Raw genomic sequence first — 3,038 nt, forward strand, 5'->3', positions numbered from 1 at the left:
GGCGCGCGTCCTCGCCCTGCTGACGGATAAACTCCAGGTCGGATGCGGTCAGGGTGTTGATTCGGTTCAGGTCATATTGCATGGTCATGTCTGTTCCCGCCGCCCGAAGGCGGCGGCCTCCGGAATTAAGCAGCGTGGTCAGTGGTATCAGCGTCAGATTCAGTGGCTTCTTCAGCCTCAGCGGCTGGCGCTGTGCGCACCATCCAGTCAGGCAGCCAGCCCTGAGCATTCAGATCCTGCTCGGCGGCCTTCGCCGCATCGCGGCGCTTGAGCTTCACAACTTCACCCGCACGGGCGCTGAGTCCGGCTTCTTCATAGGCTTTGCCAATCTGGGAAATCGTGAGCTTACCGAAGTAGCTCTCAGCATCCGGTTGCCACCATTTGCGCAGGTCAAAGTCCAGCGCCGCTTCCAGCCCGTCCAGTTCGCTTTTCTGCGTATGGTTGTACATACGTTCCTGAATGCCGTTGATACCGTGTGCCGCACAGAATCCCAGCAGGGTGTTCACCTGCTCTGCTGACCATGACAGCAGCCAGGTGAAATCGAGATGCCAGTTTTCGGGCAGCGTTGCCTGAAGCGCCTCTTTCTGTGCTTTGAGCGCCGTCAGCGCCTTCCCTTCATCACCGGATGGAGCCAGTGATGCAAGGTGATACTGATTCGAGGACACGGAGGCTTTCAGCGGTTCATTGCGCTTGCCGTAGGTGCGATCAAAGAGCGCAAGACACAGCGTCCACGTCAGGAGCGCCACCGATACATCGGGGCGACCCGCCAGTTCCGCCTGAACGGCAAGAGTGCGCTCCGCAGACATGGCCTTAACCAGCGTTGCCGGATAGGCGTCAGCGGGAATGTCAGGCGTGGTGTGTCTGATCACATTGCTTTCACGCTCCTGACGCGCCTGTTCTTCAGCTGCCCGGTCTTCGTCGGTCAGCTTGCGGATACCTGGCTGAACCCGAAAATTGTTACCATCCCATGACACCCAGATACCGTGGGCGGCGCGAAATTCCGGCGTGGCTTCGCGGTACTGCGCCTCGCAGTAAATGTCATCGATCTGCTGCTGAAGCTCGTATTCGTCATCGTAGGTTTCAGTAGCATCTCTTTGTTCTTCCAGCTCACTGACGCGCTTCTGTTCTTCTTCCGTCAGGACAGCTTTCGGCATGGCAAAACGGTACAGTTCAGCGTCCTCACCGCTGAAGCGTAGTTCCGTCATACGGTACTCAGCCCAGCCCCAGCCCTGCTCCTGCTTAACGCGAGCGGCGAGCACGGTGAGCTTGCCAGCCAGCAGAGATTTCACCAGCGCCGCATCGGCAAAGGTGCTGTCCTTGTCGCTGAACAGGTCGGCGGTAAGCGTACCGCCAGCGGCGGTATAGGCTTCCTCGCCCACATACTCAAACATCGGGTGACTGATGGCCATCTTGTCGTCGGTCACCATTTTGCGCAGGGTCTGTACAGCAGGATCGCGCCACTGTACAACAGCCTCTTTCCAGACCTGCTCCTGACGCTCATGGGTATCAGCAAGTGTCAGGACTTCACACTGTTCAAGGGAGATTTCATCCCGCGCCAGCGCATCCAGCAGGGAGGGGGCAAGATTCGCCAGCTTCAGGCAGCGCTGAACGTGGCGCGGGTGGTAGCCCATCAGTGCGCCGATCTGAGAAGCCGTTTTACCTTCCTGCTGAAGGGTACGAAAACCGATAATCTGCTCGGCGGGATGCATGTTTTTACGTCGACCGTTCTCGATCATCGAGGCCGCTACCGCCATCTCAACGGGCAGGACTTTCACCGGAACAAACGGCGTGTCTGCATCGAGCACACCGCGCATCACCAGAATGCCTGTGCCTCTGCGACGACCTTCCCCGCCGACAATGCCGATCGTACCGTCCGGCAGTTCTGCACCGATCAGGTTTTGCAGGATGCCCATTGCCTGAATGCTGTCAGCCATCTCTTCCACTTCCTGATCGGTATGCGGAATGATGCGCGTGTTTAAGCCCGTGTGTGACAGGCGGGAGTACGGGAAGATTTGCACAGGCGTATCAGCGAGCAGCTGGACGAGCTTCTGCTCGGTAGACTGCGCGATTTTTTCCGCAGATTTTGCCTGACGGGTGGTCTTGGCTGGTTTTTTTGCCGTAGTATTGGTGGCGACCATGATTTTTACCTCTCAGTGATAGTTGTGGTTAGCCGTGGCCGGATTGCCCTCCGGTCACGGCACTCGGTTAACCGGTAATGCGTTTCGGGTGTGCTGCCAGTGCTGCAAAGGACGGATAGCCATCAAGAACCTGCATCATGACTTTTGCCCCTTCCAGCATCGCTTTATCCGTTACGCTGCCGCTGTTTTCACACACGTTGATCGTTGCCACGATCCCCGATTTCACATCTGAAAAACGCTCATACATGCGGTTGCTGAACAGGACGCGTTTGCCTCCTGCCATCACCTGCCAGTTGTTGCAGTCATTAAATCGGGTGTCCACGTTGTCAAACTCGACTACGTGGGTGTCGCTGGCCTGAATGCGCAGCAGCTTCACGATTTCGGTGCTCTGCCCGACCTTACGGGTCGCCGGACGGGTGTTAAGGTTCTGCATGTTTCCTCCTTCTCTGTGTTAAGGCCGGACATCCGGCCTCCGGTTAAAACTGCACGTATTGCAGGTTGCGTTTCAGTTCAAAAAGAAAATCCGGTTCAAACGACCAGGCGCGCCAGTTAAGCGTTCCGTTGGTGCGGATCTCCACCTGCACGTCGCCGTATCGGGACACGTCGGACAGGGTGACGGTGACCCCCGCCTTCAGCGAAGTGGCCTGAGCCACCCACTCCCGTGCGACAGAAACAGGGCTTTGTTCTTCCCCCATCTTCCTGGAAGATTCTTGAGCGGCGGTTTTGACGTTGACGTTTCGTGTGTGCATCCTGGTTTTCTCCTGTGGTGATAGTTGTCCATCTCCCTGGTGAGTTCTCTCGCGGCAAAGGGCAAAGGAGCAACGGCGAAGGGCGGAAGGAAAGGGGCGGAGACAAAAGTTTTTGCGGCACGCAAAAAGTTTTGGCGGAGTGCATTTCACC

3 protein-coding genes are annotated in these 3,038 nt (G+C 57.2%); all 3 read right to left on the reverse strand.

What is annotated here, in order from left to right; genetic code table 11:
• Nucleotides 1-125: 125 nt before the first annotated feature.
• The 3 genes from SPH27_RS22935 to SPH27_RS22945 all read right to left on the reverse strand — a co-directional run bounded on the left by SPH27_RS22935 (nt 126) and on the right by SPH27_RS22945 (nt 2,887).
• Complete coding sequence (locus tag SPH27_RS22935) at nt 126-2,138, reverse strand: ParB/RepB/Spo0J family partition protein (protein WP_322435922.1); 2,013 nt, start codon at nt 2,136-2,138, stop codon at nt 126-128.
• Between the two features lie 67 nt (nt 2,139-2,205).
• The gene (locus SPH27_RS22940) at nt 2,206-2,571 is read right to left on the reverse strand and encodes a hypothetical protein (RefSeq protein WP_032641231.1); all 366 of its coding nucleotides are present in this window, start codon (nt 2,569-2,571) and stop codon (nt 2,206-2,208) included.
• A 43-nt stretch (nt 2,572-2,614) separates the two neighbouring features.
• Entirely contained in the window at nt 2,615-2,887 is a 273-nt protein-coding gene (locus SPH27_RS22945) for a hypothetical protein (RefSeq protein WP_045343998.1), read from the reverse strand.
• Nucleotides 2,888-3,038 lie beyond the last annotated feature (151 nt).

The sequence above is a fragment of the Enterobacter sp. A103 genome (assembly GCF_034427535.1).
Taxonomy (GTDB): domain Bacteria; phylum Pseudomonadota; class Gammaproteobacteria; order Enterobacterales; family Enterobacteriaceae; genus Enterobacter; species Enterobacter asburiae_B.